The sequence below is a fragment of the Streptomyces sp. PL-29 genome (genome assembly GCF_058344425.1).
Window position 1 is genome coordinate 5522873 of sequence record NZ_CP136996.1, and the last position, 25944, is coordinate 5548816.

Consider the following 25944-nt stretch of genomic DNA (forward strand, 5'->3'; position numbering starts at 1 on the left):
GCCGGGCGGGCGGCGACCCTCGGGCGAGCCCCTGCCGGAGGCTCACCGGGTGGACGCCTGCTCTTGCGTTTCTCTGACGGTAGTCACGATCTGGTGATAGCGTGGGTGGTGTGAGCCCTTTCACCGGTTCCACACCAGCGACCGAACGGTGGCACCACCTCCGGGTCACCCGGCGGGACGGCGTCGCCACCGTCACCTTCGACCGCCCCGAGAAGATCAACGCGCTCACCTTCGGCGCCTACGCCGACCTGCGCGATCTCCTCGCCGAACTGTCCCGCGAGCGCTCCGTGCGCGCCCTCGTCCTGGGCGGCGAGGGACGGGGCTTCTGTTCCGGCGGTGACGTCGACGAGATCATCGGCGCCACCCTCGCCATGGACACGGCCCAGCTCCTCGACTTCAACCGGATGACCGGCCAGGTCGTCCGCGCGATCCGGGAGTGCCCCTTCCCGGTGATCGCGGCCGTGCACGGGGTGGCTGCCGGAGCCGGCGCCGTCCTCGCGCTCGCCGCGGACTTCCGGATCGCCGACCCCACCGCGCGCTTCGCCTTCCTCTTCACCCGCGTCGGCCTCTCCGGCGGCGACATGGGCGCCGCCTACCTGCTGCCCCGCGTCGTCGGCCTCGGCCACGCCACCCGCCTGCTCATGCTCGGCGAGCCCGTCCACGCGCCCGAAGCCGAGCGGATCGGCCTGCTCAGCGAACTCACCGAGGAGGGCAAGGCCCATGTGCGGGCCGCCGAACTCGCCGCCCGCCTCGCCGCGGGCCCCTCCCTCGCCCACGCACAGACCAAGGCGCTGCTCACGGCCGAACTCGACATGCCGCTGGCCGCCTCCGTTGAGCTGGACGCGGCCACCCAGGCCCTGCTGATGAACGGCCAGGACTACGCGGAGTTCCACGCGGCCTTCACCGGGAGGCGGCCGCCGGAGTGGAAGGGCAGGTAGCGCCATGCCCCTCGGCAGCGCATTGCGGGTCGCCGTCGTCGGCGGCGGACCGGGAGGGCTGTACACCGCCGCGCTCCTGGCCCGCCGGGGCCACGCCGTGGAGGTGTGGGAGCGCAACGCCCCGGACGACACCTTCGGCTTCGGCGTCGTGCTCTCCGACGAGACCCTCGGTGGCATCGAACGGGCCGACACCACCGTCCACGCCGCCCTGAGCGCGGAGTTCGTGCGCTGGGACGACATCGACGTCGTGCACCGGGGACGGCTGCTGACCTCGGGCGGTCACGGCTTCGCGGCCATCGGACGGCGCCGGCTCCTGGAGATCCTGCACGAGCGCTGCGCCGGGCTCGGCGTCCGGCTCCGCTTCCGCACCGCGGCTCCGGACGTCGCCGAGCTGCGCGCCTCCCACGACCTGGTGGTCGCGGCGGACGGCGTGCACAGCGCGATCCGCGACGCCGATGCCGCGCACTACCGGCCGACCTTGACCGCGGGCCGCTGCCGCTACATCTGGCTCGCCGCCGACTTCGCCTTCGAGGCCTTCCGCTTCGAGATCGCGGAGACCGAGCACGGAGTCGTGCAACTGCACGCCTACCCCTACGCGGCCGACGCCTCCACCGTCATCGTGGAGATGCGCGAGGAGGTCTGGCGGTCGGCCGGCCTCGACCTCTGCGACGAGGACGAATCGGCGGCCCGCTGCGCCAAGATCTTCAGCGAGGCCCTGCGCGGCCGGCCCCTGCACGGCAACCGCTCCGCCTGGACCCAGTTCCGCACCGTCGTCAACGAGCACTGGTCCCACGGCAACGTGGCGCTCGTCGGCGACGCCGCGCACACCGCCCACTTCTCCATCGGATCCGGCACCAAACTCGCCGTCGAGGACGCCCTCGCCCTCGCCGAAGCGCTGGACGCTGCCGAAGGGGACGTACCGGCCGCCCTCGCCGCCTACGAGGCGGCCCGTCGCCCCGCCGTCGCCAGCACCCAGCGGGCCGCGGCCGCCAGCAGCCGCTGGTTCGAGGAACTCGCCGGATACGCGGACCAGCCCGCCCGGCAGTTCGCCTTCAACCTCCTCACCCGTAGCCGCCGCGTCACGCACGACAACCTGCGGCTGCGCGACGAACGGTTCACCCGCGCCGTGGAACGCGACTTCGGCTGCCCCGACGCGTCCACCCCGCCCATGTTCACCCCGCTCGCCCTGCGCGGCCTGACCCTGCGCAACCGGGTCGTCGTCTCACCCATGGACATGTACTCGGCCGAGGAAGGCGTGCCCGGCGACTTCCACCTCGTCCACCTCGGCGCACGGGCCCTCGGCGGAGCCGGGCTCGTGATGACCGAGATGGTCTGCGTCAGCGAAGAGGGCCGCATCACTCCCGGCTGCGCCGGCCTCTACACCCAGGAGCAGGCCGACGCCTGGCGGCGGATCACCGATTTCGTCCACACCGCTGCGCCCGGCACCGCCCTCGGCGTCCAGCTCGGCCACGCCGGCCGCAAGGGCTCGACCAAGGTCATGTGGGAAGGCATGGACGACCCCCTCCCGGACGGCAACTGGCCGCTGGTGGCCGCCTCCGCACTGCCCTACCGGCCGGGCGTCTCCGCCCTGCCGCGCGCCCTGGAGCGGGCGGACCTGACCGCACTGCGCTCCGACTTCGCGGCGGCCGCCGTCCGCGCCGCCGACTGCGGCTTCGACCTGCTCGAACTGCACTGCGCCCACGGCTACCTGCTCTCCGGCTTCCTCTCGCCGCTGACCAACCACCGCACCGACGCCTACGGCGGCTCCCTGGAGAACCGGCTGCGCTTCCCGCTGGAGGTCTTCGACGCCGTCCGCGCGGTCTGGCCCGTCGAGCGCCCCATGACCGTGCGTCTGTCGGCCACCGACTGGGCGCCCGGCGGCACCACGGCGGAGGAGGCGGTGGAGATCGCCGCGGCGTTCGCCGCCCGCGGCGCGGACGCCATCGACGTCTCCACCGGCCAGGTCGTCGCGGACGAGGCCCCCGAGTACGGGCGCTCGTACCAGACCCCGTACGCCGACCGGATCCGCAACGCGCTCGGCGTCCCCGTCATCGCCGTCGGGGCCATCTCCTCCTGGGACGACGTCAACTCCCTGCTGCTGGCCGGCCGGGCGGACCTGTGCGCCCTCGGCCGCCCCCACCTCTACGACCCCCACTGGACCCTGCACGCGGCCGCCGACCAGTCCTACGAAGGCCCGGCCGCCCCCTGGCCCGCCCCCTACCGCGCCGGCAGCCGCAAACCCCCGACGGGCCGCGGCTGACGGCCCGGCCGCGACCGGTTCAGGCCGGGACGATCCGGGCCCGGTCCTCGACCGGCCGGTAGCCCAGCCGCAGGTAGACGCCGTTGCTCGTCGGGTTGGCGAGATCCGTGAAGAGGACGACCTCCGCGGCGCCGGCCGCGTACGCCGCCTCGCTCACCGCGTGGGTGACGCCGGCGGCGTACCCGCGGCCCCGGAACCGGGGCGGGGTGAACACCGGCCCGACGCGGGAGGTGGAGCCGACCGGACGGGAGAAGGACGCCAGCGAGACAGGGGCGCCGCCGTCCTCCCACAGCAGCAGCCCGCCGTACGAGAGCCGGTCGCGCACCTGCGCCTCGGAAGAGCCGGCCGGTATCCCCACCTCGGCGTGGAACGCCTCCAGCCACTCGACGAGCAGCGCGAGATCGGCTTCGGTGGCGACCCGCGCCCGGCCGTCCGGGGAGGGCTGCGGGGCGACCAGCCCGGCCAGCCGGTAGAGCCGCTGCTCCTCGGCGATGACCGTGGACCGGCCCCAGGCCTGTGCCAGGGCCTCCGCGTCCGGACGGCGGGCGGTGATCCCCCGGAGCCCGGCCAGCAGCGGCTCGGCGGTGAGTGCGTCGCCCAGCGCGCGCACCGCCTCCTCGGGCAGCGCGCCGAGCTGCAGCGGATGCGGCGGGGTGCACACCAGAGCGCCGGAGACGGCGCCGTCGGGACCGGTCCACCAGCCGAAGACGGGGGCCTCGGGGCCGAAGGCGTGCAGCCCGCGCCGCTCCAGCGCGTCGGCCACGCTCAGCAGCAGGGTGTTGGGCACGGGCCGCGCGGCCACGGCCGGGCCGGCCGCGGTCCGGTAGGCGGCCAGGTCGGAAGTGAAGGTCCAGGTCATGGCTCATCCTGCCGCGGCCGTGCCGCCGCGCGCACCGGCATTTCCCGTGAGCAGCGCGCCCGGCAGCGGCGCTCGGAGCACGCGGTCCGGCCTACAGCTCCACGAACTCCGCCCCGATGTCCCGCAGCCGGGCGTGGAGTTCGGCGAAGACGGCCGCCGACCGGTCGCCCGGCCAGCCCGCCGGGAGCAGCTCGCGCGGCAGGCCCGGGTCGGCGTACGGCAGGCGGCGCCAGCTGTCCAGTGCGAGGAGGTAGCCGCGGTAGGCATCCTCCGGTGTCGGCCGCGGGCCCGACTGGAGGGCGCGCAGGGCCGGTTCGTGCAGATCGAGGAACTCCTCGTGCTGCTTGGCCAGCGAGGCCAGGTCCCACCAGCGGGCCACCGCCTCGGCGGCCGGGGCGAAGCCGAGGTGACTGCCGCGGAACAGCTCCACGTACGGCGTCAGGCGCAGCCGCTCCAGCGTGTGCGCGGTCTCCTCCGCCAGCCGGGCGGGGGCGATCCACACGCCCGGCGCCACCGCCCCGAAGCCGAGGCCGGCCAGCCGGGAGCGCAGCAGGTGCCGCTTGGCCCGCTCCTGCTCGGGTACGGAGAAGACCGCCACCAGCCATGCGTCCGACGGCTGCGGGCCGCCGTAGATGCGGCGGTCGCCGTCGTCCAGCAGCCGGCGCGCCTCTGCGGAGAGCCCGTACGCCGCCGAGCCGTCCGCGGCGCGCGCCGGCAGCAGGAAGCCGCGCCGCTTGAGCCGGGACACCGAGGAGCGGACCGACGGGGCGTCGACTCCGGCCGCGCCCAGCAGGCGTACCAGCGCGGACACCGGGACCGGGCCCTCGAAGGCCCGCCCGTAGGCTCCGTAGAACGTGACGATCAGGGATCGCGGAGTGTGCTGCTCGACCACGGCTTCACTCTAGGGGGTGTCCCGGCGGTCGGGCCCGGATCCTTGATCGCGCAGCCGGAAGCGCTGGAGCTTGCCCGTGGCGGTCCGGGGGAGCGCGGGCAGGAAGACGAAGGAGCGCGGGCACTTGTGCGGGGCCAGTTCCGCCCGCATGAAGGTGCGCAGGGCGTCCTCCGTCAGGACGGCCCCTTCACGGGGGACGGTGTACGCCACGACGATCTGCCCGCGTCGTTCGTCCGGGCGGCCCACGACCGCGGCCTCCACCACGTCCGGGTGGCGCAGCAGGGCCTCCTCCACCTCCGGGCCGGCGATGTTGTAGCCCGCGGAGATGATCATGTCGTCGGCCCGGGCGACGTAGCGGAAGTAGCCGTCCGGGTCGCGCACGTAGGTGTCGCCGGTCAGGTTCCAGCCGTCCCGCACGTACTCCGCCTGCCGGGGATCGGCCAGATAGCGGCAGCCCACCGGGCCGCGCACGGCCAGCAGCCCCGGCTCGCCGTCCGGGACCGGACGTCCGGACCGGTCCACGACGCGCGCCTGCCAGCCGGGCACCACCCGGCCGGTCGTGCCGGGGCGGATGTCCTCGTCGGCGGCGGAGATGAAGATGTGCAGCAGCTCGGTCGCCCCGATGCCGTTGATCACGCGCAGACCGGTGCGCTCGTACCAGGCCTTCCAGGTGGCCGCGGGCAGGTTCTCCCCGGCCGAGACGCAGCGGCGCAGTGCGGACAGGTCGTACATGCCCACGTCGTACGGGCCGAGGGCGTCCAGCATCGTCCGGTAGGCGGTGGGCGCGGTGAACAGCACCGTCACCCGGTGCTCCGCGAGCGCGGGCAGCAGCCGGCGCGGCACCGCGTCCTCCAGCAGCAGCGCGCAGGCGCCGGCGCGCAGCGGGAAGACGACGAGTCCGCCCAGGCCGAAGGTGAAGCCGAGGGGCGGGCTGCCCGCGAACACGTCGTCGGGGCGGGGCCGCAGCACATGGCGGGAGAAGGTGTCGGCGACGGCGAGCAGGTCGCGGTGGAAGTGCATGCAGCCCTTGGGCCGCCCGGTGGTGCCGGAGGTGAAAGCGATCAGGGCGACGTCGTCGGCGGAGGTCGCGGCGGCGGGGAAGGGCTTGCCCCGGTGCGCCCGCGCCAGGCGGAGCAGGTCGTCCTCGGCGCCGCCGCCGTAGGCGGTGATCCGCAGCCCCGGCACCTCGGCCTTCACGAGGTCGTCCAGGACGTCCGCGTGGCACAGGGCGTGCCGCACCTGGGCCATCTCGCACACGGTAGCCAGCTCCTGCGCGCGCTGCTGGGGCAGCACGGTGACGGCCACCGCGCCCGCCTTCATGACCGCGAGCCAGCAGGCGGCGAGCCAGGGGCCGGTGGGGCCGCGCAGGAGCACCCGGTTGCCGGGGACGACGCCGAGGTCGCAGGTCAGCACGTGGGCGAGGCCGTCCACGCGGTCGCGCAGCCCGCCGTACGTCCACACCTCGCCGGCGCCGTCGCGGAGGGCCGGACGGTCGGCGCCCTCGGGGCCGAACCGGGCGATGGTCGCGTCGAGCAGCTCGGCCCCGCAGTTCAGCCGGTCCGGATAGGCCAGTTCGGGCAGATCGAAGAGGAGCTCCGGCCAGGCCTGCGCGGGTGGCAGATGGTCGCGCGCGAAGGTGTCGACGTGAGCGGAAGGCTTGAGGTCCAAGGCGGGTTCGCCCCCCTTGCAGCGGTCCGGAGTGGGGTGGGGCCGGCCGTGCGGTCGTTTCTCCCGGCGACCGCCGGGAGGTACTCCAAGGAGCGTATCGTGATGGTGACGGCAGTCAACAGGACGCGATAGAAGCGGGGGCATTCGGATGACCGGATTCGCGCTCGGGGCGGACCAGGAGGAGTGGTGCGCGCGGTGGCGCGCACTGGCGGCGGAGCGACTGAGGCCGCTGGCGGAGAAGGGGGAGCCGGGCAGGGTCAACCGGCCCCTGCTGGCGGCGCTGGGTGAGCTGGGCCTGCTGGAGCGGGTGTTCTCCGCGGGTGCGCTGGAGCTGTGCCTGCTGCGGGAGTCCCTCGCCTACGGCTGTACGGAGGCAGAGACCGCGCTGGCCCTCCAGGGCCTGGGGGCGCACCCGGTCCTGCGGTCGGGCACCGAGGCGCAGAAGGAGCGGTGGCTGCCCGCGGTACGGGCCGGGCGGGCCGTGGCGGCCTTCGCGCTGAGCGAGCCGGGGGCGGGTTCGGACGCGGCGGCGCTGGCGCTGGCCGCGGTTCCGGACGCGGCGGCCGGGCGCGGCGGCTGGCGGCTGACCGGTGAGAAGTGCTGGATCTCCAACGCCCCCGAAGCGGATTTCTACACCGTGTTCGCCCGGACGGGTGAAGGGCCGGGGGCGAAGGGGGTGTCGGCCTTCCTGGTCCCCGCGGACCGCGAGGGTCTCGGCGGGGAGCCGCTGGACATGCTCTCCCCGCATCCCATCGGGTCCCTGAGCTTCGACGGGGTTCCGGTGGGACGGCAGGACCTGCTCGGCGAGCCGGGGCGGGGTTTCCGCGTCGCCATGGACACCCTGAACCTCTTCCGGCCCAGCGTCGGCGCGTTCGCGGTGGGCATGGCCCGGGCCGCGCTGGACGCGACCCTCGCGCACACGGCCGGGCGGACCGCGTTCGGCGGAACGCTGAGCGACCTCCAGGCGGTGGCGCACCGGGTGGCCGAGATGGCCACCCGCACCGAGGCGGCCCGGCTGCTCGTCTATGCGGCGGCCGGTGCCTGCGACCGGGGCGGGGCGGACGTGCCGCGGCGGGTGGCGATGGCGAAGCTGCTGGCCACGGAGACGGCGCAGTACGTCGTGGACCACGCGGTCCAGCTGCACGGCGCGGTCGCCCTGCGTCGGGGGCACCTGCTGGAACACCTCTACCGGGAGGTGCGGGCACCGCGGATCTACGAGGGGGCGAGCGAGGTGCAGCGCACGATCATCGCGAAGGAGCTGTACGGGGCGCTGGGCGCGGAGGTGGCCGGGCGATGAGCCTCGACCGGATCAACCCGGCGGAACTCTCGCCGGCCACGGGCTTCTCCCACGCGGTGGCGGCCACGGGCTCGCGGCTGGTGTTTCTGGCGGGGCAGACCGCGCTGGACGGCGCGGGCAAGGTGGTGGGGGAGACTCTTCCGGAGCAGTTCGAGACGGCGCTGGCCAACCTCCTGTCGGCCCTGGCCGCGGCCGGCGGAGCCCCGGCGGACCTGGCCCGGGTGACGGTGTACGCGGTCGACGTGGCCGCGTACCGCAGCCACGCGGCCGAACTGGGCCGCATCTGGCGGCGGGCGGCGGGCCGTGACTATCCGGCGATGGCCGTCATCGGCGTGGTCCGCCTCTGGGACGACCAGGCCCTGGTCGAACTCGACGGCACGGCGGTCCTCCCGTAGCGGCGTTCCCGATCGTGTCCCTGCGGGGTGCGGGGACGCGGCGGCGGGACGACGGGACGGTGCTCTGCCGTCGGCCGCCCCGGCCCGGCGGTCCAGCCCCGCATGCCGCACGTCCCGCCGGGAACGGCACCGAACCGCTCGGCGCCGGCTGTCGACGGGCCATCGAGGTGACGGTCGGTGGGCCCAGCTGGTTCAGGCGTGGCCGTCCTCCAGGAGGCCGGACATCCACTCCTCGATGCCGGCGACCGTGCGCGGCAGTGCGCCCGACATCAGCCGGGCGCCGTCCGCCGTGATCACCAGGTCGTCCTCGATGCGGACGCCGATGCCCCGCAGCGGTGCGGGGAGGGTCTCGTCGTCGGGCTGGAGGTACAGGCCCGGCTCGACCGTCAGGACCTGGCCCTCCTCCAGGACTCCGTCCAGGTACGTCTCGGCCCGGGCCTTCGCGCAGTCGTGCACGTCGAGCCCCAGCATGTGGCCGCTGCTGCACAGGGTGTACCGCCGGTGGAGGTCGCCCTCGGCGTTCTTCAGGACGCCCCACTCGGCCAGGCCTTCGGCGATCACCCGCATCCCGGCGCGGTGGAAGTCCCCGAAGCGCGCCCCGGGGCGCAGTGCCGCGATGCCCGCCTCCTGGGCGGCCAGCACCAGTTCGTAGACCTGCCGCTGGACGGGTGAGAAGCGGCCCGACAGCGGGAGGGTGCGGGTGATGTCCGCGGTGTAGAGGGTGTCCGTCTCCACGCCCGCGTCCAGGAGGAGCAGTTCGCTCCCGTCCAGCCGGCCGTCGTTGCGGATCCAGTGCAGGGTGCACGCGTGGGCGCCCGACGCGGCGATCGTCTCGTAGCCGGTGCCGTTGCCCTCGGCCCGGGCGCGCAGGCCGAAGACCCCCTCGATCCACCGTTCCCCGCGCGGGTGCGCCAGGGCCTGCGGCAGGGACCGTACGACGTCCTCGAATCCCGCCGTCGTGTGGTCGACGGCCAGTTGCAGCTGCTCTACCTCCCAAGCGTCCTTGACCAGGCGCAGTTCCGACAGTGCCGCGGCGAGTTCCGGGTCGGTGGCCGCGTTGCGGCCTTCCGGCGGGCCGAGCGGATCGAGGCGTGTGCAGCGGATCCCGGTCAGGCGCTCCGCCTCGGCGAGGTCCGGACGGCGCCCCACCCAGAACTCCCCGTACCGGCGGTCCCGGTAGAACTCCCCGTCCCCGTCGGCTCGCGGCGAGCGAGGTCGCAGGTGGAGCACGGCCTCGTGCGCGTGTGGACCCGACGGCTCCATGACCAGTACGTGCCCCGCCTGGTCCTCCCCGGTGAGGCCGGTCAGCCAGGCGTACGCGCTGTGCGGGCGGAAGCGGTGGTCGCAGTCGTTGGAGCGGACCGTCAGCTCGCCCGCGGGGACGATCAGCCGCTCGCCCGGGAAGCGGGCCGAAAGCCGCGCCCGGCGGGCCGGGGTGACGTCGTGTGCCGCGACCCGCGCGGAGGGAGGGAGCGGGGAGGGTGCCCAGCCGCCCGCCATGAACCGGGACAACTCCGGTGACACCGGACGGTCGTGGCTGCCCGTGTTGAGGTGGGCGGGGGATTCGGTCACGGGGGCTCCTTCATAGAAGACGCGAACTGGTGGGCGCATAGGTCTTGTCAGTGCAATTTCACATTACTATGTTACAGCTCACACCGCGGCACGTTAATCCCCGTCAAACGCCGCGTGACGCAGGGCAGTTCACGCACCACCCCCCACCTCACCCTCTCCGAACAGGAGTTCTCGGTGCTCAAGCACAGAGCTGTGCGCTCTTCCCTCCTCGCCTCCGCCATTGCGGTGACCCTCCTCGCCACCGCGGCGCAGGGCACCACGCAGGCCGCCGAGTCCGCGGCCCCCCGCCGCCTTCACGGGCGCTCAGGCCGCCGCAACCGCCGCCGCGGGCCCCCGGCCCCACGGGGAACCCCTTCGACGAGGTCGACCGCTTCGCCGAGGCCAAGGACAACGCCCCCGCCCCCGCCCCGGCCCCGGGCGGGCTGAACCTCTCCGGCCAGGTGCCCGGCGCGGCCCCCGCCGGCGGGTCGGTCCAGGAGCTGGAGAAGCGGGGCAAGGCGGCCGCGTTGTCACCCACCGCGAAGAGCGTCGCCGCAGGCGTCCCCTGCACCCTCGACGGGATCACGAACCTCACGCCCGAGCAGTTCGCCGACTTCCTCGCCGACCAGGCGGTCCTGGCCGACGGCTGCCTGCGCGGACTGATCTGGACCTGGGACGCCCGCCTGGCCCCGGTCATGTCGGACGCGCACGTCCAGGCCGTGTCCCGCCGGATATCCGCCCTGGCCGCCGCCCACGACGGCCGCAACTCCTCCCACCTGGAGGAGATGTTCACGTACCTGCACGCCGTCGCCTACCACGACTTCTCACGCGACGAGATCGATATCACCGACGCCCCGACGGTCGCCGCGATACGCGAGGCCATCGACGCCTTCGGAGGCGCGGCGCGGACCTTCGACGTCACTCCCGCCAACGCCCGCACCCTGCGCGAGGCCCTCTATGCCGCCGGCCCCGGCCTGCGCCAGCACCAGCTCGGCCTGGTGCGAAAGGTCCTGGCCACCATGGACCCGGCCCACCCGGCCACCCACCTGGACCCCGCGTGGGCGGGCGCCGTGCTCGCCGCGCTCTCCACCAACTACCTCGGCGTCTACCCGGGCAACCAGGACACCGCCTTCCACGCGGCCGTGGCCGCCGACCCCGCCTACCGTGCCGCCTTCAAGGCCTTCTCCGGCTACACGCACCTCAAGGGCACGGCCAACGCCTGGGTGGTGCGCGACGCGCTCAGCGAGTACGCCCGCTTCGGCCAGGTCGAGGGCCTGCGCGACCCGATCGTCGCCGACCTCGGCGCGATGCTCGGCTCCCTGAAGGCCGGCTTCGGCGACGGCAGCGAGCCGTGGGCCAAGGTCGTCTCCTGGCTCAACTTCTACGAGGCCTGCACGCCGTACGGGGTGTGCCGGGAGGACATCGAGAAGCAGCTGTTCCCCTACACCTACACCTACGACAACGGCGCCATCAAGGTCCGCACCGGCCTCGACCGGGCCACCGTCGACCAGCTCTACTACGCCAGCAAGCAGGTCAAGGCCCAGTACCACCGCGTCCTGGGGACCGACCAGCCGCTCGCGGGCGACCCCAACGCCACCCTGAACATCGTGCTCTACGGCTCCCGCGCCGACTACGTGAACTACCACCCGATCCTGACCGGCTACGACACCAACAACGGCGGCATCTACATCGAGAACGGCGCCACCTTCTACACCTACCAGCGCCGCGTCCCGCAGGACTCCTCCCTCACCCTTGAGGAGCTCTTCCGCCACGAGTACACGCACTACCTCAACGGCCGCTTCGCCGTCCCCGGCTTCTTCGGCCAGGGCCCCTGGTACGAGAGCGACCGCACGACCGCCATGGACGAGGGCACGGCCGAGTTCTTCGACGGCGCCACCCGCGACAACGGCATCGCCGTCCGCAAGTCCCTGGTGAAGAGCATCATCAGCGACACGGCCGGCGGTGGCCCGCGCATGACCGTCGAGCAGCTGCTGAACGCCACCTACGCCGGCGACGGCTTCCGCTTCTACAGCTACGCCGGCACCTTCTTCGAGTTCCTGTGGACCGAGAAGCCCTCGCTGTTGCGCGAGATGTACACCCACCTGCGCGCCGACGACGTCGCGGCGTACGACGCCTGGCGCCACCGGATGGGGGCCGACACCTACCTCCAGCGCGACTACGACCGCTTCCTGGACGCACAGATCGCCAAGGTCGATCAGCTCTTCGTGCCGAACACCTCCTTCACCCCCAACGATCAGCTGCGCGACTCGGCGCTCGCCTCGGTGAAGTCGTCCTTCGCCGCGGCCACCTACAACACCCCGGACTGCGTGGAGAACGGCGACCCGGGCAAGCGCCGCTTCACCTGCACGGGCCGGATCACCGCGAACCTGAAGAACTGGCGCAGCGACGACCAGAACTTCAAGGACATGTCGGAGACGGTCGACTACTTCATCCTCGACCGGGCGGGCGCCGCCTCCAACAACCTCGCCGACATGAACTGCTCCTTCGGTCCGCCGGAGATCTGGAGCAACAAGGTCGCCGCGACGTCGAGCTACAGCTGTGAGGGGCCGCTGCGCAGCTGACGGGTACCGGACCGGTCCCGCGCCCGAGGAGGGCGCGGGACCGGTCTGGGCAGGCACTAAAGAATGTGACATATTACTGTCGTGCTCAAGAGACATCCTCTGGACGTCGTGATCATCGGTGCCGGCGTCGTCGGAGCGGCCTGCGCCTACTACGCGGCCCGCGCCGGACTCTCCGTGGCCGTCGTCGACCGCGGGCCCGTCGCGGGCGGCACCACCGGCGCCGGCGAAGGCAACCTGCTCGTCTCCGACAAGGAGGCGGGCCCCGAACGCGACCTCGCCCTGCTCTCCGCGCGGTTGTGGACGCAACTGGCCGAGGTCCTCCCGCGGGAGGTCGAGTACGAGCCCAAGGGCGGGCTCGTCGTCGCCCCGGACGAGGCCACCGTGAAGGCCCTGCGGAGCTTCGCCGAGGGCCAGCGCGCGGCCGGGGTCGACGCGGTCGAGGTCCCCGCGCACGCCCTGCACGACCTGGAGCCCCACCTGGCCCCGGACCTGGCAGGGGGATTCCACTACCCGCAGGACGCACAGGTCCAGCCGGCGCAGGCCGCGGCCCGGCTGCTGGCCGCCTCGGGCGCCGCGGCGTACCTCGGCGAGGAGGTGACGGAGGTCCTGCTGGACCGGGGCGTCGTGCGAGGCGTCCGCACCCCCCGCCGCGAACTCCGGGCCCCCGCCGTGGTGAACGCGGCCGGCACCTGGGGCGGGCACATCGCCTCGCTGGCCGGCACCGACCTGCCCGTCCTCCCGCGCCGCGGCTTCGTCCTGGTGACCGAACCGCTGCCGCGAGTGGTCCGGCACAAGGTCTACGCGGCCGACTACATCGCGGACGTCGCCAGCGGCTCCGCCGCCCTGCAGTCCTCGGCCGTGGTGGAGGGCACCCCCTCGGGACCGGTCCTGATCGGCGCCACCCGTGAGCGGGTCGGCTTCGACCGGAGCCTGTCGACCGAGGCGCTGCGCCGGCTGGCCTCCCAGGCCGCGGAGCTCTTCCCCGTCCTGTCCGGCGTGCGGGTCCTGCGCACCTACCACGGCTTCCGCCCCTACCTGCCCGACCACCTCCCGGCGATCGGCCCGGACCCCCGCCGCCCCGGACTGCTGCACGCCTGCGGCCACGAGGGCGCCGGCATCGGCCTGGCCCCGGCCACCGGGCTGATGATCGCCGCCGCGCTGACGGGGGCCGAACCCCCGCTGCCCGCCCACCCCTTCCGCCCGGACCGCTTCGGCGCCGGCCCGATCCCCGCCGACACCCCCGAGGAGCACTCCTGATGCGCAGCCCCCGCTCGCTGGTCGGCGGCAGCCCGGCGGCCGCGTACGAGATCACCTTCGACGGCCGTGAACTGCCCGCCCTGCCCGGCCAGAGCGTCGCCGCGGTGCTCTGGGCCGCCGGGATCCTCGCCTGGCGCACCACCCGGGAGGGCGGCGCGCCGCGCGGCGCCTTCTGTGGGATCGGCAGCTGCTACGACTGCCTCGTCACCGTCAACGGCCGCCCGAACCAGCGCGCCTGCCTGGTCCCCGCCCGGCCCGGCGACGCCGTCACCACCCAGGAGGGAACCGGCCATGCCGACCTCGCCGTCTGACCCCGCCGAGCCGCCCCGCGCCGTGGGCCGGCCCGGATCCGCACAGCCGTCTGCGTCCGCCGGTCCGTCCCGGCCCCCGGAGCCGTCCGCACAGCCGTCTGCGTCCGCCGCGTCCGGCGCGCCGGGCGGTGCCGAGCAGGTCGACCTGGCCGTGGTCGGGGCCGGGCCGGCCGGACTGGCCGCGGCCGTCACCGCCGCCGGGCTCGGACTCCGAGTGGCCCTCCTCGACGCGGGCGACGCCCCCGGCGGGCAGTACTACCGCCACCCCGCACCGGGCCTCGGTGCCGCCCGCCCCGAGGCCCTGCACCACGGCTGGGCCGAGTTTGCGGCCCGCGCGGCCGCCCTGCGCGCCCACGAGTCGGCCGGCCGGATCGTCTACCTGCCGCTCCATCACGTGTGGACGGTGGCACCGCGAGAGGGCGGCTGGACCCTGCACGCCGTCGCCGGCCACGCCCCCGACGAGCGGGCCGCGGCGGTCGCGGCCCGCGCCGTGCTCGTCGCCACCGGCGCCTACGAGCGCCAACTGCCCTTCCCCGGCTGGACGCTGCCCGGAGTGGTCGGGGCCGGTGGGGCGCAGGCCATGCTCAAGGGCGGACTGGTGCTGCCGGGCCGGCGCGTGGTGGTCGCCGGCAGTGGTCCGCTCCTGCTCGCGGTGGCCGGGTCCCTCGCCGCCGCCGGAGCCGCCGTGCCCGCCGTGGTGGAGGCCGCCGCCTACACCGCGTACGCGGGTCAGGTGCCCGCGCTGCTGCGCAATCCCGGCAAGCTCGTCGAGGCCGCCGCCTACGGGGGAGCCCTGGCCCGTGGCCACGTCCGGCTGCTGACCCGGCACGCCGTCACGCAGGCCCACGGCACCGGCCGGATCGAGGCCGTCACCGTGTCCCGACTCGACCGCGACTGGCGTCCGCTGCCCGGCACCGCCCGCCGGATCCCCTGTGACGCGCTCGCCGTCGGCCACGGGCTTGTGCCCCAGCTCGAACTCGCCACCGGACTCGGGTGCGCCACCCGGACCGGCCTCGACGGCACCGTCGCCCTGGAGGTCGACGCCGGGCAGCGCACCTCGGTCCCCGGCATCTGGTCCGCGGGGGAGACCGGCGGCATCGGCGGTGCCCAGCTGGCCCTGGCCGAAGGCGAGCTGGCCGCGCACTCCGTCGCGGCGGCGCTGCGCCCGGGGCGGCCGGCCCCGGGCGACGGGGCCCGCCTGCCCCGCCTCGCCCGCCGCCGCGACCGGCTGCGCGCCTTCGCCGACGCGATGGCCGCGGCCCACCGGCCGGGCGCGGGCTGGACCGGCTGGCTCCGGGACGATGCCGTGGTGTGCCGCTGCGAGGAGGTCCCGGCCGGCCGGATCCGCGAGGCGGCCGGTGACCTCGGGGCGCGGGACGCCCGTACGGTCAAACTCCTCACCCGGGCCGGCATGGGTTGGTGCCAGGGCCGCATGTGCGGTCCGGCCGTCGCCGCCCTGGCCGGAGCGGAACCCGCCGCGGACCGCCGTCCCCTCTCCTGTCCGGTCCCGCTGCGCGACCTCGCCGGACTTCCCGCCACCGACCGCTGATCGGGGGTGGCGTGGCCCTTGTGGCCGCACCGCACCCACTAGTAAAATGTCACACACCACACTAGGGAGCCTCTCATGACCCACGCGCACACCCCCGCGCCCCGCACCCGTCCCTGGCACGGAATCATGGTCGCCACCGCGCTCCCCCTGCGCGAGGACCTCACCGTCGACTACGACGCCTACGCCGAGCACGTGGCCTGGCTGATCGAGGGAGGCTGCGACGGCGTGGTCCCCAACGGCTCCCTCGGGGAGTACCAGACCCTCACCGACGAGGAGCGGGCGCGCGTCGTGCGTACCGCCGTCGAGGCCGCCGGCGACGGCGCCCGCGTGATGCCCGGCGTCGCCGCCTACGGCAGCGCCGAGGCCCGCCGCTGGGCCGAGCAGGCCGCCGAGGTCGGCGCCGGCTCCGTGCTCCTGCTGCCGCCCAACGCCTTCCGCGCGGACGAGGAGACCGTACGCGCCCACTACGCCGAGGTCGCCCGCGCCGGGCTGCCCGTGGTCGCGTACAACAACCCCATCGACACCAAGGTGGACCTGGTCCCCTCCCTGCTCGCGCGGCTGCACGCCGACGGATCCATCGTCGCCGTCAAGGAGTTCAGCGGTGACGTGCGCCGCGCCTACGAGATCGCGGAACTCGCCCCGGGCCTCGACCTGCTCATCGGCGCCGACGACGTCCTCCTCGAACTCGCGCTCGCGGGCGCGGTCGGCTGGATCGCCGGCTACCCCAACGCCCTGCCGCGCTCCTGCGCCACCCTCTACCGGGCCGCCGTCGCCGGAGACCTGGAGACCGCCCTGCCGCTCTACAAGTCCCTGCACTCCCTGCTGCGCTGGGACTCCAAGACCGAGTTCGTCCAGGCCATCAAGCTCTCCATGGACCTGGCGGGCCGCCCCGGCGGCGCCACCCGCCCGCCGCGCTTCCCACTCACCGGCGACACCGAGGCCGCCGTCCGCGCCGCCACCGAGAAGGCCCTCGCCGAGGGACTGAACTAACCAGCAGGAGGGGACCCCTGATGCGCACGCGCCACGTCTACCACGCGGTGGACTCACACACCGAGGGCATGCCGACCCGGGTCGTCACCGGGGGAGTCGGAGTGGTCCCCGGCGCCACCATGGCGGAGAAGCGGCTCCACTTCATCGAGCACATGGACCACGTACGGACCCTGCTGATGTACGAGCCGCGCGGGCACTCCGCCATGAGCGGCGCCATCCTGCAGCCCCCGACCCGCCCCGACGCCGACTACGGCGTGCTCTACATCGAGGTGTCGGGCCTGCTGCCCATGTGCGGGCACGCCACCATCGGAGTGGCCACCGTCCTGGTCGAGACCGGCATGGTGCCCGTCGTCGAACCGGTCACCACCGTCCGGCTCGACACCCCGGCCGGACTGGTGAGCGTCGACGTGCGGGTGGAGGACGGCGCGGCCACCGCCGTCACCCTCACCAACGTCCCCTCCTTCAGTGTCGGACTCGACCTCAAGGCCGACGTGCCCGGCCACGGCACGGTCACCTACGACCTCGCCTACGGCGGCAACTTCTACGCCTTCGTCGAACTCGACTCCCTCGGGCTGCCCTTCGACCGCACCCGCAAGGACGACCTGCTCGCCGCCGGGCTGGCCGTCATGGACGCCATCAACGCGGGCCCCGACCGGCCCGCCCACCCCGAGAACCCCTCCATCGCCGGCGTCAAGCACGTCTACCTCGCCGCTCCCGGCTCCGACGCCCGCCGCTCCCGGCACGCCATGGCCATCCATCCGGGATGGTTCGACCGCTCGCCCTGCGGTACGGGCACCAGCGCGAGGATGGCCCAGCTGCACGCCCGGGGACTCCTCGCGCTCGGTTCCGACTTCGTCAACGAGTCCTTCATCGGCACCGAGTTCACCGGCCGGCTGGTCGCGGACACCACCGTCGGCGGACTGCCCGCCGTGGTGCCGACCGTGACCGGTCGGGCCTGGATCACCGGTACCGCCCAGTACTTCCTCGACCCGTCCGACCCCTTCCCCGGAGGCTTCCTGCTGTGATCAGCGTCCGAACGGTGGACTACCACACCGCCGGCGAGCCCTTCCGGATCGTCGACACCGCAGGCGAGGGCATGCCGCCCGTGCCGGGGGACACCGTCGCCGAGCGCTGTGCCACCGCCATCGGCCCCGGCGGATCGGGCACCGCGCCGCGCCGGGGCGCGCTGGACGACGTACGGCGGCTGCTGGTCCAGGAGCCGCGCGGCCACGCCGGGATGTACGGCGGGTTCGTGGTTCCCGCCGACGACGACGGGGCCCACTTCGGTGTCCTGTTCTGGCACAAGGACGGCTACTCCACGGCATGCGGCCACGGCACCATGGCCCTCGGGGCCTGGGCGGTGGACAGCGGCCGGGTCCCCGCCCCGGACGACGGGGACGCCCCGGTGCGGATCGACGTACCGTCCGGGCGGGTGACCGCCACCGTCCACCGCGGCGGGGGACGCACCACCGGGGTCACCTTCCGCAACGTCCCGGCCCGGGTGAGCGCCCGGAAGGTGCCCGTGGCGACCTCGGTGGGACTGGCGGAGGCGGACATCGCGCACGCCGGCGCCTGCTACGCCTCCGTCCGGGCGCGCGATCTCGGCCTGGAGGTCTCGCGCGCCGCGCTGCCCGCGCTGGTGCGCGCCGGGCAGGAGATCCGGGCCGCCCTCGCCGGCCATCCCGCCACCTGGCACCCCGACGGCCCGCTGCTGTCCGGGGTCTACGGCGTGATCCTCCACGAGGACCTGCCCGACACGCCGTTCGGGCCGCACCAGCGCAACGTGACCGTCTTCGCCGACGGGCAGGTCGACCGCTCGCCCTGCGGCTCCGGCACCTCGACGCGGGTCGCCCTGCTCGCCCAGGACGGACGGCTCGGCCCGGGCGAGGACCTGTTGAGCGAGTCCGTCACCGGCACCGTGTTCACCGGCCGGATGCTGGACGGCGGGGTCACCGAGGTGACCGGCAGCGCCTACCGCACCGGTGAACACGCCTTCTGCGTCGACCCGCACGACGCCCTCGGCGCCGGGTTCCTGCTGTGACGGGGGAAGCCGGGACACCCCAGCTGGACGCCGGGGCCATGGCCGCGCTGCTCGGCCCGGCCGCGGCGGCCGACGCCCTGGCCGCCGCCCTGCGCGGCGGCCTCGACCCGGAGAGCTGCCCCCCGCGCTCCGCGATCGCCGTCCCCGGCGACGGTGAACTGCTGCTGATGCCGGCCGCGTCCGGCGCCTACGCCGGGGTGAAGATCGCCGGTGTCGCGCCCGGGAACCCGGCCCGCGGGCTGCCCCGCATCACCGGCTCCTACTTCCTGCTGGACGGTCCCACCCTGCGCCCGCTGGCCCTGCTCGACGGCGCGGCCCTGACCGCCCTGCGCACACCGGCGGTCTCGGCGCTCGCGCTGCGCCACCTGGCGCCGGCCGGGCGCCCGCTGCGCGTGGTGCTGTTCGGCTCCGGCCCGCAGGCGTACGGCCACCTCGAAGCCGTCCTCGCCGAGCGGGTGGTGGAGTGCGTGGTGGTGGTCGCCCGGAACGGGGAGCGGGCCGAACGGCTTGCGGCGCACGCCCGCACTCTGGGTCCGCCCGCCCGGACCGGCACCCCCGGGGACGTGGCCGACGCCGACCTCGTCGTCTGCTGCACCACGGCCCGCGAACCGCTCTTCGACGGGCGGCTCGTGCGGCCGGACGCGGTGGTCGTGGCGGTCGGGTCGCACGAGCCGACCGCCCGGGAGACCGACACCGCCCTCGTGCGACGCGCGGCGGTGTACGTGGAGTCGCGGGCGGCCGCGCTGCGAGAGGCGGGTGATCTGCTCGTCCCGGAGGCGGAGGGGGCCATCGGGCCGGGGCACATCACCGGCACGCTCGCGGACCTGGTCGCCGGACAGCTGCCGGTCGGCGGGGAGCGGGGTTGTCCACAGCTCTTCAAGAGTGTGGGCATGGCCTGGGAAGATCTTGCCGTGGCGGTCGCGCTCTACGAGGCCGCTGGAGTGTGAGCAGCGCAACGTGACATTGTACGCTGTTGCCCTGCTCATCGGCAGGTGAAAGGGTCTCGGAGGAAACGCAATGGGTGACCTGAAGCAGCACAGTCTCATCAAGGCCCAGGAACGACTCCGCGACCAGGTCGGGCACGCCCTCCGAGCCGCTCTGATAGCGGGCGAGCTGCGCCCCGGCAGTGTCTACTCCGCCCCCGGCCTCGCGGCCGAACTCGGCGTGTCGGCAACCCCGGTGCGCGAGGCCATGCTCGACCTGGCACGGGAGGGCCTGGTCGAACCGGTCCGCAACAAGGGCTTCCGGATCACCGAGGTCAGCGAGCGCGACCTCGACCAGTACACCGAGCTGCGCACCATGATCGAGGTGCCGACCATCGGCCGGATCACCAAGACGGCCACGGCCGAACAACTGGAGGAACTGCGCCCCGTCGCGGAGGAGATCGTCACCAGCGCCCGCGAACACAACCTCATCGGCTACCTGGAGGCCGACCGCCGCTTCCACCTGACGCTGCTGGGCCTCGCGGGCAACGAACGGCTCGTGGAGACCGTCGGCGACCTGCGCAAGCGCTCCCGCCTCTACGGGCTGACCGGACTGGACGAGGCGGGCAAGCTGGTCTCCTCCGCCGAGGAGCACCTGGAACTGCTGGATCTGATGATCAATGGAGACGCGAAGGCGGCGGAGGCCTGCATGCTGCGCCACCTGGGCCACGTCCGCTCCCTGTGGGCCCAGGGCCGCGACGAACCGGTGGGACGCACTTTGGGTGGCCTGGGCCCGGTGCGCTGACGCCGTGATCCGGTGACGTGCCGCGAGGCCGACGGCCGCTTCGAGGTCCGAAAGGCGGCAGCCGGCCATCGGGGCGGTCGGCCCTCGACCAGATCGGCCGCGGCGGCCCGCGGAGGCCGCCACGGCCGACCGGTCCGAGCGGGCTCCGATGTTCACGAGGTACGCCGCCGGGACGGTCGACCCGATCGGGCGGATGCGCGAGAAGGGCCGTTCCCCAGCGCCGACCGGAGCCGCCCGGCGCATCCGGCCGGGTCGGTCATCGGGCGGCAAAGTCCCTCTCCCCGCCCGTGACCGGGCTCCGGCCGAAGCGTTTGCCCCCACGTGACGCTCGACGACCTGTACACCAGCATCGTGGCCGAGGAGATCGAATCCACGGCCGAACCCGAACGACTCCCCCTCCTCACCCGGGCCGAGGCCGACCTCGCCCTCGCCGTGCTCGACGTCGTCGCGGACGGCGCGATGGACGACGAGGTGCGGACCACCGCCCGGGCCCTGCGGTCCCGCCTCGGCCTGCGGCTGTGCACGGAGGGCCCGCACACCGGCTTGACCCCGGGCTGAGTGCGGTGGCCGCGAAGTCCACGGCGCCGGCGTCGAGGGGGCGGGCCGGGGGGCACCCGGACCGCCGCCCCCCGGCCCCACCGACCACCGACCCGACCGGTGGTCCCACCCGTCCGCCGCCTCTTCGCGCAGCGCGCGACCCCGGCAGCCCGCCACGGCCCGGACGGCCTGACGTCGGCCGCCACCCTCACCAACGGCAGGCGCACGCGGGCCGATCGGCCGCAACGGACTGGCGGAGCTCGGACACGGCTGCATAACGGCAGGCCCAACCCCTTGTCAGTGCAATTTCACATTACTATGTTACCGGTCACATCGTAGAGCCGCTGAGCGTGCCCTTCCCTGGAGTGACCCATGACCAAGCGCACCCAACTCGCCCTCGCCACCGCCCTGGTGGCCGCACTCGCACTCGGTGCCTCGGGCTGCTCCGGCACCGGGAAGGGCTCGGCGGGAGCCGGTGCCTCGAACCCGGCCGCCGCCAACGACGGCAAGATCCTCGGCGGTACCCCGGTCAGGGGCGGCACCCTCACCGTCCTGTCCAACCAGGACTTCGCCCACCTCGACCCCGCCCGCAACTGGGTCATGCCGACCATGGACTTCGGCACCCGCCTGCTCTACCGCACGCTCGTCACGTTCAAGGCCGAGCCCGGCAAGGCGGGCAGCGAGCTGGTCCCCGACCTCGCCACCGACCTCGGAACCCCCTCCAACGGCGGCCGCACCTGGACCTTCACCCTCAAGGAAGGCGTGAAGTACGAGGACGGCAGCCCGGTCAGGGCCCAGGACGTCAAGTACAACGTCGAGCGCTCCTTCGCCCCCGACCTCACCGGCGGCCCCGACTACGCCGCCCAGTACCTGGCCGGCACCGACGGCTACAAAGGGCCCCTCCAGGGGCAGCACCTCGACTCCGTCAAGACCCCGGACGACCGCACGATCGTCTTCGAACTCAAGCGCCCCGTGGCCGAGTTCTCCGCGACCGCCACCCTGCCGACCTTCGCCCCGGTGCCCCAGTCCCAGGAGAAGGGCACCCAGTACGACGCCCGCCCGTTCTCGTCGGGCCCCTACAAGATCGAGTCGTACGACCGCGACAAGAAGCTCGTCCTCGTCCGCAACGAGCACTGGGACCCGGGCACCGACACCGTCCGCAAGGCCTATCCGGACAAGTTCGTGGTCGTCATGGGCCTCAAGGGCGGCCAGATCGACGACCGGATCATCGCCGGCGAGGGGGCCGACGCCTCCACCGTGCAGTACGCCGACATGCGCCCCGAGAGCGCCCCCAAGGTGCTGCCCAAGCCCGACGTCAAGGCCCGGCTGCTCGCCGAGTCCCAAGGCTGCACCGAGATGCTGCACCTCAACAACTCACGCGCCCCCTTCGACGACCCCAAGGTCCGCCAGGCCATGCAGTACGCCGTCGACAAGGAGGCCGTCGTCACGGCGGGCGGCGGACCCGCCCTCAACGAGATTGCCACTGCCTACCTGCCCCCGGCCCTCTCCGGCGGCAAGCAGGCCGACACCCTGAAGATCCCCCCGGCCGGCGACCCCGCCAAGGCCAAGGAACTGCTCAAGGCCGCGGGCAAGGAGACCCTGAAGGTCTCCCTCTCCGTCTCCACCGGCGACAAGGGCAAGGCCGAGGCCATCCAGCAGGGCCTGTCCCGTGCGGGCATCGAGGTCGTCATCGACACCGTCGACCCCGGCGCCTACTACGACGTCATCGGAGACCTGTCCACCACCCCCGACATGACCCTCACCGGCTGGTGCCCGGACTACCCCTCCGGCTCCACCTGGATCCCCTTCGTCTTCGACGGACGCACCATCAAGCCCAAGGGCAACCAGGGCAACTACAGCCAGTTCCGCGACGAGGAGGTCATCAAGCGCATCGACGAAATCAGCGCCATGGCCGACGCCCAGCAGGCCAACCAAGCCTGGATCGACCTCGACGCGACCCTGATGGCCAAGTCCCCCAACGTCCCGATCCTGCTGGAGCGCAAGCCGCTCCTCGTCGGCACGAACATCGCGGGCGCCTTCGGCCACCCCGTGTGGACCGGCACCATCGACTACGCCACGGTCGGCCTCAAGGACCCCGCGAAGAGCCAGGGCTGAGGAATCCGGAGCCCCCGACCCCATGACCACCACAGCAGCGGCCCGCGCCGCCGCCCCGGACCGGCCCGCGGCGGCGCCCGGCAGCAGTCCCTGGCAGCTCGCCCGCCAGGAGCTCCGCCGCCGCCCCGCCGTCCGCGTCAGCCTCGCCATCGTCGGCCTCTTCGTCCTGATGGCCGCCACCGCGCCCTGGCTGGGCGCGCTCGGCGGCTGGTCCCCGCACGAGTTCGACAAGAATGCCGTCGACCCCTATCTCGGGGGCCAGCCGATTGGCTCCTTCGGGGGGATCGGAACCGAGCACTGGCTCGGCGTGGAACCCGTCACCGGCCGCGACCTGTTCGCCCGGGTCGTCCACGGCGCGCAGGTCTCCCTCCTGATCGCTTTCGCGGCCACCACGATCGTGGTCCTCGCCGGCACCGCCGCCGGGATCGCCGCCGGCTACTTCGGCGGCCGCACCGACGCGGCCCTGTCCCGGCTCATGGACCTGACCATGTCCTTCCCCTCCCTGATCTTCATGATCGCCATGCTGTCCGTGGCCAAGGACGTCAACCGGCTCGTCCTCATGACCGTGGTCATCGGCCTCTTCGGCTGGCCCGGCATCGCCCGGGTGGTCCGCGGCCAGGCCCTCTCCCTCAGACACCGCGAGTACGTCGACGCCGCCCGCGTCGGCGGCGCCGGCCCCTGGCGCATCCTCACCCGCGAGGTCCTGCCGGGCGTGGCGGGCCCCGTCATCGCCTACACCACCCTGCTCATCCCCGGGATGATCAGCACCGAGGCGGCTCTCAGCTATCTCGGCGTCGGCGTCCGCCCGCCCACCCCCTCCTGGGGCCAGATGATCGCCGAGTCCGTCGCCTACTACGAGACCGACCCCATGTACTTCGTCATCCCCAGCGTCTTCCTCTTCCTCGCCGTGCTCGCCTTCACCCTGCTCGGCGACGCGCTGCGCGACATCCTCGACCCGAGGGGAGGGCGCACGTGATCCTCTACCTCGCCCGCCGGCTGCTCGCCCTCGCCGGAGTGCTCCTCGCCATCACGGCCGTCACCTTCCTCATCTTCTACGTCCTGCCCGCGGACCCGGCCGCGGCCGCCTGCGGCAAGACCTGCAGCGCCGAGCGGCTGGCCGACGTACGCGTCCACCTGGGCCTCGACCAGCCCCTGGTCAAGCAGTTCGCCGACTTCCTGACCGGCATCTTCACCGGCCGCACCCTCGGCACCGGCCAGTACGCCGTCACCTGCGACTTCCCCTGCCTGGGCTACTCGTACGAGAGCTCCCTGCCCGTGTGGGACCTGCTCATGGACCGGCTCCCCGTCTCCGCCTCCCTGGCCCTCGGCGCCGCCGTGCTGTGGCTCCTTCTCGGCCTCGGTGCCGGGGTCACCGCCGCCCTGCGCAAGGACACCGCCACCGACAAGGCCCTGATGGTCGGTGCCGTGGCCGCCGCCTCGCTGCCCGTGTACTTCACCGCGGTGATGCTCATCCACGGCGTCATCCGCATCGCCGGACTGCTGCCCTACCCCGCCTACCAACCCTTCACCGACAACCCGCTCGGATGGGCCTCGAACCTGCTCCTGCCCTGGACCGCGCTCGCGCTGCTCTACGCCGCCATGTACGCGCGCCAGAGCCGGGGCTCGATGATCGAGGCGATGGCCGAGCCCTACATCCGCACCGCCCGCGCCAAGGGCCTGCCCGAGCGGACGGTCGTCGTCAAACACGGCCTGCGCTCCGGGATGACGCCGATCCTGACCCTCTTCGGCATCGACCTCGGCGGGCTGCTCGCCGGCGCCGTGATCACCGAGTCGATCTTCGGACTCCCCGGCATCGGACGGCTCTTCTACGGCGCCCTCGTCAGCTCCGACCAGCCCGTGGTCCTCGGCGTCACCCTGCTGGCGGCCTTCTTCATCGTCGTCGCCAACCTCGTCGTCGACCTCCTGTACGCCGTCATCGACCCGAGAGTGAGGTACTGATGGCCGATCCGCTCCTCGAAGTACGCGACCTGCGCGTCACCTTCACCACCCCTCGGGGGACCGTCCGGGCCGTCGACTCCGTCGGCTTCACCGTCGAGGCCGGACGCACCCTCGGCATCGTCGGCGAATCCGGCTCCGGCAAGTCCGTCACCTCGCTCGCCGTCATGGGCCTGCACCGCGGCTCCGTCGAGGTCGGCGGCTCCGTCACGCTCGCCGGACGGCCGCTGATCGGCCTGAGCGAGCGCGAGCTCGGCACCGTGCGCGGCCGCCGGATGGCCATGATCTTCCAGGACCCGCTCTCCAGCCTGCACCCCTATTACACCGTCGGCGAGCAGATCGCCGAACACTTCCGGGTGCACTTCAAGGCTGGACGGGCCGCCGCGCGCAGACGAGCCGTCGACATGCTCGGCGAGGTCGGCATCCCCGAACCGGCGCGCCGGGCGGGGGAGTACCCGCACCAGTTCTCCGGCGGCATGCGCCAGCGCGCGATGATCGCCATGGCCCTGGCCTGCGAACCCGACCTGTTGATCGCCGACGAGCCGACCACAGCCCTGGACGTCACCGTGCAGGCGCAGATCCTCGAACTGATCGCGAGGCTCCAGCAGGAGCGCGGACTCGGCGTCGTGATGATCACCCACGACCTGGGCGTCGTCGCCCGCGTCGCCCACGAGGTCCTGGTCATGTACGGCGGACGCGCCGTCGAACAGGCGCCCGTCGAGGCGCTCTTCACCGATCCCGCCCACCCCTACACCCGGGGGCTGCTCGACTCGCTGCCCCGCCTCGACACCGCCGACGACGAACCGCTCCCCTTCATCCCCGGGTCCCCGCCGTCCCTCCTCGCACCCGCGCCCGGCTGCGCCTTCGCGCCGCGCTGCCCCCGGGCGGCCGAACGCTGCACCGGCGAGCGGCCGGATCCGGCTGCGTACGGGGACGGGCCCGGACGGACCGTGGCCTGCCACTTCGCCGGGGCCCCCGCCGCACCAGCACAGGAGGTGGCCCGATGACCGGCACCGCG

The 25944-nt window shown here is 73.7% G+C and carries 22 protein-coding genes; 18 read left to right on the plus strand and 4 right to left on the minus strand.

Features of this window, described 5'->3' with window-relative positions:
• The first annotated feature begins 110 nt into the window (after positions 1-110).
• Both R4Z63_RS25415 and R4Z63_RS25420 read left to right on the plus strand, forming a co-directional pair.
• The gene (locus R4Z63_RS25415) at positions 111-938 is read left to right on the plus strand and encodes an enoyl-CoA hydratase family protein (protein ID WP_037915172.1); all 828 of its coding nucleotides are present in this window, start codon (positions 111-113) and stop codon (positions 936-938) included.
• A gap of 4 nt (positions 939-942) precedes the next feature.
• Positions 943-3198: a bifunctional salicylyl-CoA 5-hydroxylase/oxidoreductase gene (locus R4Z63_RS25420; protein ID WP_384446666.1), complete on the plus strand. Its 2256-nt coding sequence runs from the start codon at positions 943-945 to the stop codon at positions 3196-3198.
• Between the two features lie 19 nt (positions 3199-3217).
• Here the strand turns inward: R4Z63_RS25420 and R4Z63_RS25425 are convergent, their stop codons facing one another.
• The 3 genes from R4Z63_RS25425 to R4Z63_RS25435 all read right to left on the minus strand — a co-directional run bounded on the left by R4Z63_RS25425 (position 3218) and on the right by R4Z63_RS25435 (position 6617).
• Positions 3218-4057, minus strand: coding sequence for a GNAT family N-acetyltransferase (locus R4Z63_RS25425; protein ID WP_384446664.1), 840 nt, complete (start codon positions 4055-4057; stop codon positions 3218-3220).
• A gap of 91 nt (positions 4058-4148) precedes the next feature.
• Entirely contained in the window at positions 4149-4949 is an 801-nt protein-coding gene (locus R4Z63_RS25430) for a PaaX family transcriptional regulator (RefSeq protein WP_037915181.1), read from the minus strand.
• Positions 4950-4958: 9 nt separating this feature from the next.
• Positions 4959-6617 (minus strand): AMP-binding protein, encoded by a 1659-nt coding sequence (locus R4Z63_RS25435; protein WP_384446662.1) that lies wholly within the window; start codon positions 6615-6617, stop codon positions 4959-4961.
• A gap of 148 nt (positions 6618-6765) precedes the next feature.
• Between R4Z63_RS25435 and R4Z63_RS25440 the strand changes: the two genes are divergently transcribed.
• Entirely contained in the window at positions 6766-7914 is a 1149-nt protein-coding gene (locus R4Z63_RS25440) for an acyl-CoA dehydrogenase family protein (protein ID WP_384446660.1), read from the plus strand.
• Complete coding sequence (locus R4Z63_RS25445; RefSeq protein WP_037915190.1) at positions 7911-8309, plus strand: RidA family protein; 399 nt, start codon at positions 7911-7913, stop codon at positions 8307-8309. The genes R4Z63_RS25440 and R4Z63_RS25445 overlap by 4 nt, the downstream gene beginning before the upstream one ends.
• 192 nt (positions 8310-8501) lie before the next feature.
• On the opposite strand, the gene R4Z63_RS25450 is transcribed toward R4Z63_RS25445, so the two are convergent.
• Entirely contained in the window at positions 8502-9920 is a 1419-nt protein-coding gene (locus R4Z63_RS25450) for an aminopeptidase P family protein (RefSeq protein WP_384446658.1), read from the minus strand.
• Between the two features lie 401 nt (positions 9921-10321).
• Here R4Z63_RS25450 and R4Z63_RS25455 point away from each other — a divergent pair, with 401 nt between their 5' ends.
• The 14 genes from R4Z63_RS25455 to R4Z63_RS25520 all read left to right on the plus strand — a co-directional run bounded on the left by R4Z63_RS25455 (position 10322) and on the right by R4Z63_RS25520 (position 25933).
• Entirely contained in the window at positions 10322-12442 is a 2121-nt protein-coding gene (locus R4Z63_RS25455; protein WP_491522596.1) for a collagenase, read from the plus strand.
• A gap of 81 nt (positions 12443-12523) precedes the next feature.
• Positions 12524-13699: an NAD(P)/FAD-dependent oxidoreductase gene (locus R4Z63_RS25460; RefSeq protein ID WP_384446656.1), complete on the plus strand. Its 1176-nt coding sequence runs from the start codon at positions 12524-12526 to the stop codon at positions 13697-13699.
• The gene (locus tag R4Z63_RS25465; protein ID WP_037915203.1) at positions 13699-14010 is read left to right on the plus strand and encodes a (2Fe-2S)-binding protein; all 312 of its coding nucleotides are present in this window, start codon (positions 13699-13701) and stop codon (positions 14008-14010) included. The genes R4Z63_RS25460 and R4Z63_RS25465 overlap by 1 nt, the downstream gene beginning before the upstream one ends.
• The gene (locus R4Z63_RS25470; RefSeq protein ID WP_384446653.1) at positions 13991-15559 is read left to right on the plus strand and encodes an FAD/NAD(P)-dependent oxidoreductase; all 1569 of its coding nucleotides are present in this window, start codon (positions 13991-13993) and stop codon (positions 15557-15559) included. Before R4Z63_RS25465 ends, R4Z63_RS25470 begins: the two co-directional genes overlap by 20 nt.
• A 75-nt stretch (positions 15560-15634) precedes the next feature.
• Positions 15635-16549, plus strand: coding sequence for a dihydrodipicolinate synthase family protein (locus R4Z63_RS25475; protein ID WP_384446651.1), 915 nt, complete (start codon positions 15635-15637; stop codon positions 16547-16549).
• A 20-nt stretch (positions 16550-16569) separates the two neighbouring features.
• Positions 16570-17574, plus strand: coding sequence for a proline racemase family protein (locus R4Z63_RS25480; protein WP_384446649.1), 1005 nt, complete (start codon positions 16570-16572; stop codon positions 17572-17574).
• Positions 17571-18590, plus strand: a complete 1020-nt coding sequence (locus R4Z63_RS25485) for a proline racemase family protein (RefSeq protein ID WP_384446647.1) — start codon at positions 17571-17573, stop codon at positions 18588-18590. Before R4Z63_RS25480 ends, R4Z63_RS25485 begins: the two co-directional genes overlap by 4 nt.
• A 38-nt stretch (positions 18591-18628) precedes the next feature.
• On the plus strand, positions 18629-19537 hold the full coding sequence (locus tag R4Z63_RS25490) for an ornithine cyclodeaminase family protein (protein WP_384446745.1): 909 nt from the start codon (positions 18629-18631) through the stop codon (positions 19535-19537).
• A 70-nt stretch (positions 19538-19607) separates the two neighbouring features.
• Positions 19608-20318, plus strand: coding sequence for a GntR family transcriptional regulator (locus tag R4Z63_RS25495; RefSeq protein ID WP_384446645.1), 711 nt, complete (start codon positions 19608-19610; stop codon positions 20316-20318).
• Between the two features lie 321 nt (positions 20319-20639).
• The gene (locus R4Z63_RS25500; protein ID WP_037915220.1) at positions 20640-20876 is read left to right on the plus strand and encodes a hypothetical protein; all 237 of its coding nucleotides are present in this window, start codon (positions 20640-20642) and stop codon (positions 20874-20876) included.
• Between the two features lie 351 nt (positions 20877-21227).
• Positions 21228-22970: an ABC transporter substrate-binding protein gene (locus tag R4Z63_RS25505; RefSeq protein WP_384446643.1), complete on the plus strand. Its 1743-nt coding sequence runs from the start codon at positions 21228-21230 to the stop codon at positions 22968-22970.
• Positions 22971-22992: 22 nt separating this feature from the next.
• Positions 22993-23946: an ABC transporter permease gene (locus R4Z63_RS25510; RefSeq protein ID WP_384446641.1), complete on the plus strand. Its 954-nt coding sequence runs from the start codon at positions 22993-22995 to the stop codon at positions 23944-23946.
• The gene (locus tag R4Z63_RS25515; protein ID WP_384446639.1) at positions 23943-24929 is read left to right on the plus strand and encodes an ABC transporter permease; all 987 of its coding nucleotides are present in this window, start codon (positions 23943-23945) and stop codon (positions 24927-24929) included. Before R4Z63_RS25510 ends, R4Z63_RS25515 begins: the two co-directional genes overlap by 4 nt.
• Positions 24929-25933 carry an ABC transporter ATP-binding protein gene (locus R4Z63_RS25520; protein ID WP_384446637.1) on the plus strand — a complete coding sequence of 335 codons (1005 nt, stop codon included), beginning with the start codon at positions 24929-24931 and terminating at the stop codon, positions 25931-25933. Before R4Z63_RS25515 ends, R4Z63_RS25520 begins: the two co-directional genes overlap by 1 nt.
• Positions 25934-25944 lie beyond the last annotated feature (11 nt).

Excerpts from the sequence above, each read along its gene's own strand:
- R4Z63_RS25420 (WP_384446666.1), top strand. The coding sequence starts at position 943 with ATGCCCCTCGGCAGCGCATTGCGGGTCGCCGTCGTCGGCGGCGGACCG.
- R4Z63_RS25425 (WP_384446664.1), bottom strand. The coding sequence starts at position 4,057 with ATGACCTGGACCTTCACTTCCGACCTGGCCGCCTACCGGACCGCGGCC.
- R4Z63_RS25440 (WP_384446660.1), top strand. The coding sequence starts at position 6,766 with ATGACCGGATTCGCGCTCGGGGCGGACCAGGAGGAGTGGTGCGCGCGG.
- R4Z63_RS25445 (WP_037915190.1), top strand. The coding sequence starts at position 7,911 with ATGAGCCTCGACCGGATCAACCCGGCGGAACTCTCGCCGGCCACGGGC.
- R4Z63_RS25450 (WP_384446658.1), bottom strand. The coding sequence starts at position 9,920 with ATGCGCCCACCAGTTCGCGTCTTCTATGAAGGAGCCCCCGTGACCGAA.
- R4Z63_RS25465 (WP_037915203.1), top strand. The coding sequence starts at position 13,699 with ATGCGCAGCCCCCGCTCGCTGGTCGGCGGCAGCCCGGCGGCCGCGTAC.
- R4Z63_RS25470 (WP_384446653.1), top strand. The coding sequence starts at position 13,991 with ATGCCGACCTCGCCGTCTGACCCCGCCGAGCCGCCCCGCGCCGTGGGC.
- R4Z63_RS25475 (WP_384446651.1), top strand. The coding sequence starts at position 15,635 with ATGACCCACGCGCACACCCCCGCGCCCCGCACCCGTCCCTGGCACGGA.
- R4Z63_RS25480 (WP_384446649.1), top strand. The coding sequence starts at position 16,570 with ATGCGCACGCGCCACGTCTACCACGCGGTGGACTCACACACCGAGGGC.
- R4Z63_RS25490 (WP_384446745.1), top strand. The coding sequence starts at position 18,629 with ATGGCCGCGCTGCTCGGCCCGGCCGCGGCGGCCGACGCCCTGGCCGCC.
- R4Z63_RS25495 (WP_384446645.1), top strand. The coding sequence starts at position 19,608 with ATGGGTGACCTGAAGCAGCACAGTCTCATCAAGGCCCAGGAACGACTC.
- R4Z63_RS25505 (WP_384446643.1), top strand. The coding sequence starts at position 21,228 with ATGACCAAGCGCACCCAACTCGCCCTCGCCACCGCCCTGGTGGCCGCA.
- R4Z63_RS25510 (WP_384446641.1), top strand. The coding sequence starts at position 22,993 with ATGACCACCACAGCAGCGGCCCGCGCCGCCGCCCCGGACCGGCCCGCG.
- R4Z63_RS25520 (WP_384446637.1), top strand. The coding sequence starts at position 24,929 with ATGGCCGATCCGCTCCTCGAAGTACGCGACCTGCGCGTCACCTTCACC.